The sequence below is a fragment of the Nocardioides sp. genome (genome assembly GCF_031422975.1).
Lineage (GTDB): Bacteria > Actinomycetota > Actinomycetes > Propionibacteriales > Nocardioidaceae > Nocardioides.
On sequence record NZ_JANPEO010000394.1, the window covers coordinates 1 to 3,794 of the forward strand.

The 3,794-nt window shown below is 69.5% G+C and carries 4 protein-coding genes and 1 pseudogene; 3 read left to right on the plus strand and 2 right to left on the minus strand.

Annotated elements, in window-relative coordinates; genetic code table 11:
- Positions 1-544 (plus strand): penicillin-binding transpeptidase domain-containing protein (locus RMO85_RS11885; protein ID WP_310528936.1); only part of this gene is annotated, 544 nt, incomplete at its 5' end.
- Positions 541-1,740: a rod shape-determining protein RodA gene (rodA, locus tag RMO85_RS11890; protein WP_310528937.1), complete on the plus strand. Its 1,200-nt coding sequence runs from the start codon at positions 541-543 to the stop codon at positions 1,738-1,740. The genes RMO85_RS11885 and rodA, both read left to right, overlap by 4 nt.
- On the opposite strand, the gene RMO85_RS11895 is transcribed toward rodA, so the two are convergent.
- Together RMO85_RS11895 and RMO85_RS11900 are read right to left on the minus strand one after the other, a co-directional pair.
- Complete coding sequence (locus tag RMO85_RS11895) at positions 1,737-2,516, minus strand: endonuclease/exonuclease/phosphatase family protein (protein ID WP_310528938.1); 780 nt, start codon at positions 2,514-2,516, stop codon at positions 1,737-1,739. The genes rodA and RMO85_RS11895 overlap by 4 nt on opposite strands.
- A 75-nt stretch (positions 2,517-2,591) precedes the next feature.
- Positions 2,592-2,726 carry a hypothetical protein gene (locus RMO85_RS11900; protein ID WP_310528939.1) on the minus strand — a complete coding sequence of 45 codons (135 nt, stop codon included), beginning with the start codon at positions 2,724-2,726 and terminating at the stop codon, positions 2,592-2,594.
- Positions 2,727-2,902: 176 nt separating this feature from the next.
- On the opposite strand from RMO85_RS11900, the pseudogene RMO85_RS11905 reads away from it, so the two are divergent.
- Positions 2,903-3,794, plus strand: a pseudogene (locus tag RMO85_RS11905) (B12-binding domain-containing radical SAM protein); the annotation flags it as partial.

Consider the following 3,794-nt stretch of genomic DNA (forward strand, 5'->3'; position numbering starts at 1 on the left):
CGACACGATCGTCACGCCCCTGCAGCTGGCTCGTGCCTACGCCGCGATCTCCAACGGTGGCACGCTCTACGCCCCGACCGTGGCCAAGGCGCTGGTCAGCCCGAGCGGCGAGGTGCTGCGCCGGTTCGCGCCGCGCAGGACCGGCGATGTCCACGTACCCGAGAAGTACCTCGACTACATCGACGAGGCGCTCAAGGGCGTCACCAAGGTCGGCACCATGGCCTGGAAGATGGGCGGCTTCCCGCTCGACGACGTCGTCGTGCGCTCCAAGACCGGCTCCGCGGAGGTCTTCGGCAAGCAGTCGACCGGCTGGGTCGCGAGCTACACCGAGGACTACGTCGTGGTGATGATGATGAGCCAGGCCGGCACCGGCTCCGGGTCCGTCGGTGAGGGCGTGCGCAAGATCTGGGAGGCGCTGTACGGCATCGAGGGTGAGGCCGTGAAGCCCGCCGACGAGGCGATCCCGGGCGTCGTCGCCCCGGTGAGGCTGCCGACCTTCCTCGACGACGGCTCGATCCTGCCGCCGGTGAAGGAGAAGAAGTGAGCACCTCGACGCCCAGCACCCTGTCCGGCCGCGCGGCCCTGAAGGCGCCGGGTCTCGACTGGCTGCTGATGGTCGCGGCCCTTGCGCTCGTCGGCCTCGGCACCCTGCTGGTCTGGTCGGCGACCTCGACGCGCGAGGACCTCACGGGCGGCGAGACCACCGCCTACCTCACCAAGCAGCTCGTCAACGTCGCCATCGGCCTGGTGCTGATGGTGATCGTGATGGCCACCGACCACCGCTGGGTGCGGATCGTGGCGCCGCTGTTCTACGTCGGCTCGATCGTCGGGCTCGGGCTCGTGCTGGTCGCGGGCTCGACGATCAACGGCTCGCGGTCGTGGATCCAACTGGGCGGGATGTCGATCCAGCCCTCGGAGTTCGCCAAGCTCTCGGTCGTCGTCGGGATGGCACTGCTGGTGGCCGAGCGCACGGAGGGGCGATGGCGCCGTGGTGTGCGCAGCATCGAGGTGATCGCGATGCTGGTGATAGCCGGCATCCCCGCCGCCCTGATCATGCTGCAGCCCGACCTCGGCACCATGCTCGTGCTGACCGCGACCGTCTTCGGGGTGCTGGCCGTCTCCGGCGCCGACCGGCGCTGGCTGATCGGACTGACGGTCGTCGGCCTCGCGGGCGCGACCGTCGCGGTCAGCGCGGGCGTGCTCAAGGCCTACCAGGTCGACCGCTTCCTCGCCTTCACCAACCCCGGCCTCGACCCGCGCGGCGCCGGCTACAACGTCGAGCAGGCCCGGATCGCGGTCGGCAACGGCGGGCTCTTCGGTCAGGGACTCTTCGACGGCTCGCAGACCCGGTCCGGCTTCGTGCCCGAGCAGCACACCGACTTCATCTTCACGGTTGCCGGCGAGGAGCTCGGGCTCGTCGGTGCCGGGCTGCTCATCGCCCTGCTCGCCATCGTCATCTGGCGCGCGCTTGCCATCTCGGCCGACACCGACGACATGTTCGGCCGCATCGCCGCGGCAGGCATCGCGTGCTGGTTCGGCTTCCAGGCCTTCCAGAACATCGGCATGTGCCTCGGCATCATGCCGGTCACCGGCGTCCCGCTGCCCTTCGTGTCGTACGGCGGCAGCTCGATGTTCGCCGGGATGCTGGCGCTCGGCCTGCTGCAGAACATCCACCTGCGCTCGTCTGCGGCGCTGCCGACCCGGCTGCTCGCCACACCGAGGGTGCTCGTCCGCCGCTAGTTCTTCTTCTCCTTGCGGGGCTGGGTCGGGCAGTCGGTCGAGGCGGGGACCACGAAGTCGGCGTACAACCGCGAGTGGTCGGAGATCGCGGAGCCCAACACTGACGCTCGTTGCGGCTTGATGGTCGGGCTGGCGAGCAGGAAGTCGATGCGCGAGCCGTTGGGCCCGGTGCCCTCGGGGCCGGAGCCGGTCGACCAGGCGTCGACGAGCTGGCTGGTCAGGGGGGCGAGGGTCGCGGTGCTGATCGTGGCATTCATGTCGCCGCCGAGGATGATCGGGTTCTCCTCGTTGGCGAGGATGCCGGCGACGTGGCGGGCCTGGGCCTCGCGCAGTCCGGGCAGCTTGTTCTGCAGGTGGGTGGTGTAGATGCGGACCTCTTGTCCGCCGATCTCGACGCCAACCCCGAGCAGGCCGCGCTGCTCGGCGCCCGGAGCGTTGGGCAGGAGATAGTTCTCGGAGCTGAGGATCTCGAAGCGCGAGAGGATCGCGACGCCGTACTCCCCGTTGCCTGATCGCACGTTGGCGCCGAACGCGTGGTTCATCCCGAGCGCCTCGGCGAAGTAGGCGGCCTGGTCGATGTTGCCGGTGCCGCCCTTGAAGCGGTCGATCTCCTGCAGGAGCACGATGTCGGGGTCGACGGCCGCGATCTCGGCGGCGACGGTGCCGATGCCGCCGTAGGAGCGGTGCGTGTTGAAGTCGAGGACCCTGATCTCGACCGACTGCTGCAACTTCTGACAGGCGATGGCCTCGATGCCGGGCGGCGGCGTCGGGATCACATCGGTCTCGGCCTTGCCCGGCTTGGGCGTCGGTAGGGGGACGACCGGGCCGGTCGGACGCGTCGATGGCTACGGCTACGTCGAGGTCGACGTCGACGCGGCCTCGGGCCGGTCGTTGCCCCGGGAGCGGTCGAGGACGAAGAGCGTCGCGATGATGCCGAGGACGAGCAGCAGCAACCCGGCGCGGACGAGGTTCTCGCGCTTGCTCACTGGCTTCCCCCGAGTGCTTCTTCGTACGTCGCGTTGCTGTCGAGGAGAAGTGTGCCGCAGAACGCAGGCGCCGAGCACGGTGGCGTCGGCGGTTCGGGGGGAACTGCGCACCGACGAGACTTCCGGCGTAGCCTTGGCGGTTGCTCCTTCCCTGCCAGTCCTCGAGGTGTGTCTCCGTGTCCGTCGCTGTCTCCCCGGCATCGGTCTTCCCCCAGCTGGAGTCCCGGCTCCCGTCCGTGCAGAAGCCCATCCAGTACGTCGGTGGCGAGCTCAACTCCACGTTGAAGGAGTGGGACTGCGGCGCCGACACCGAGGGTGGCCAGACGGTCCGCTGGGCGCTGATGTACCCCGACGCCTACGAGGTCGGTCTGCCCAACCAGGGCGTCCAGATCCTCTACGAGGTGCTCAACGAGCGCGACTGGATCGTGGCCGAGCGCACCTACGCCGTGTGGCCCGACATGGAAGCGGTGATGCGCGAGCACGACATCTCGCAGTTCACCGTCGACCAGCACCGGCCGGTCCGCGCCTTCGACGTCTTCGGCCTGAGCTTCTCCACCGAGCTCGGCTACACCAACATGCTCAACGCCCTCGACCTCGCGGGCATCCCGATGCACGCGGCGGACCGCACCGAGGACGACCCGATCGTGCTCGCCGGTGGCCACGCCGCCTTCAACCCCGAGCCCATTGCGGACTTCATCGACGCCGCCGTCCTCGGCGACGGCGAGGAGGTCGTGCTCGCCATCTCCGAGGTCGTGCGCGAGTGGAAGGTCGAGGGCGAGCCCGGCGGGCGCGACGAGCTGCTGCGCCGCCTCGCGGTCAGCGGCGGGGTCTACGTCCCGAAGTTCTACGACGTGGCGTACGCCGCCGACGGGACCATCGAGGCGATCGTGCCCAACCGTCCGGGCATCCCGTTCCGCGTCGCCAAGCACACCCTGATGGACCTCGACGCCTGGCCCTACCCGCGCAAGCCGCTGGTGCCGTTGGCCGAGACCGTGCACGAGCGCTTCTCCGTGGAGATCTTCCGCGGCTGCACGCGCGGCTGCCGGTTCTGCCAGGCCGGGATGATCA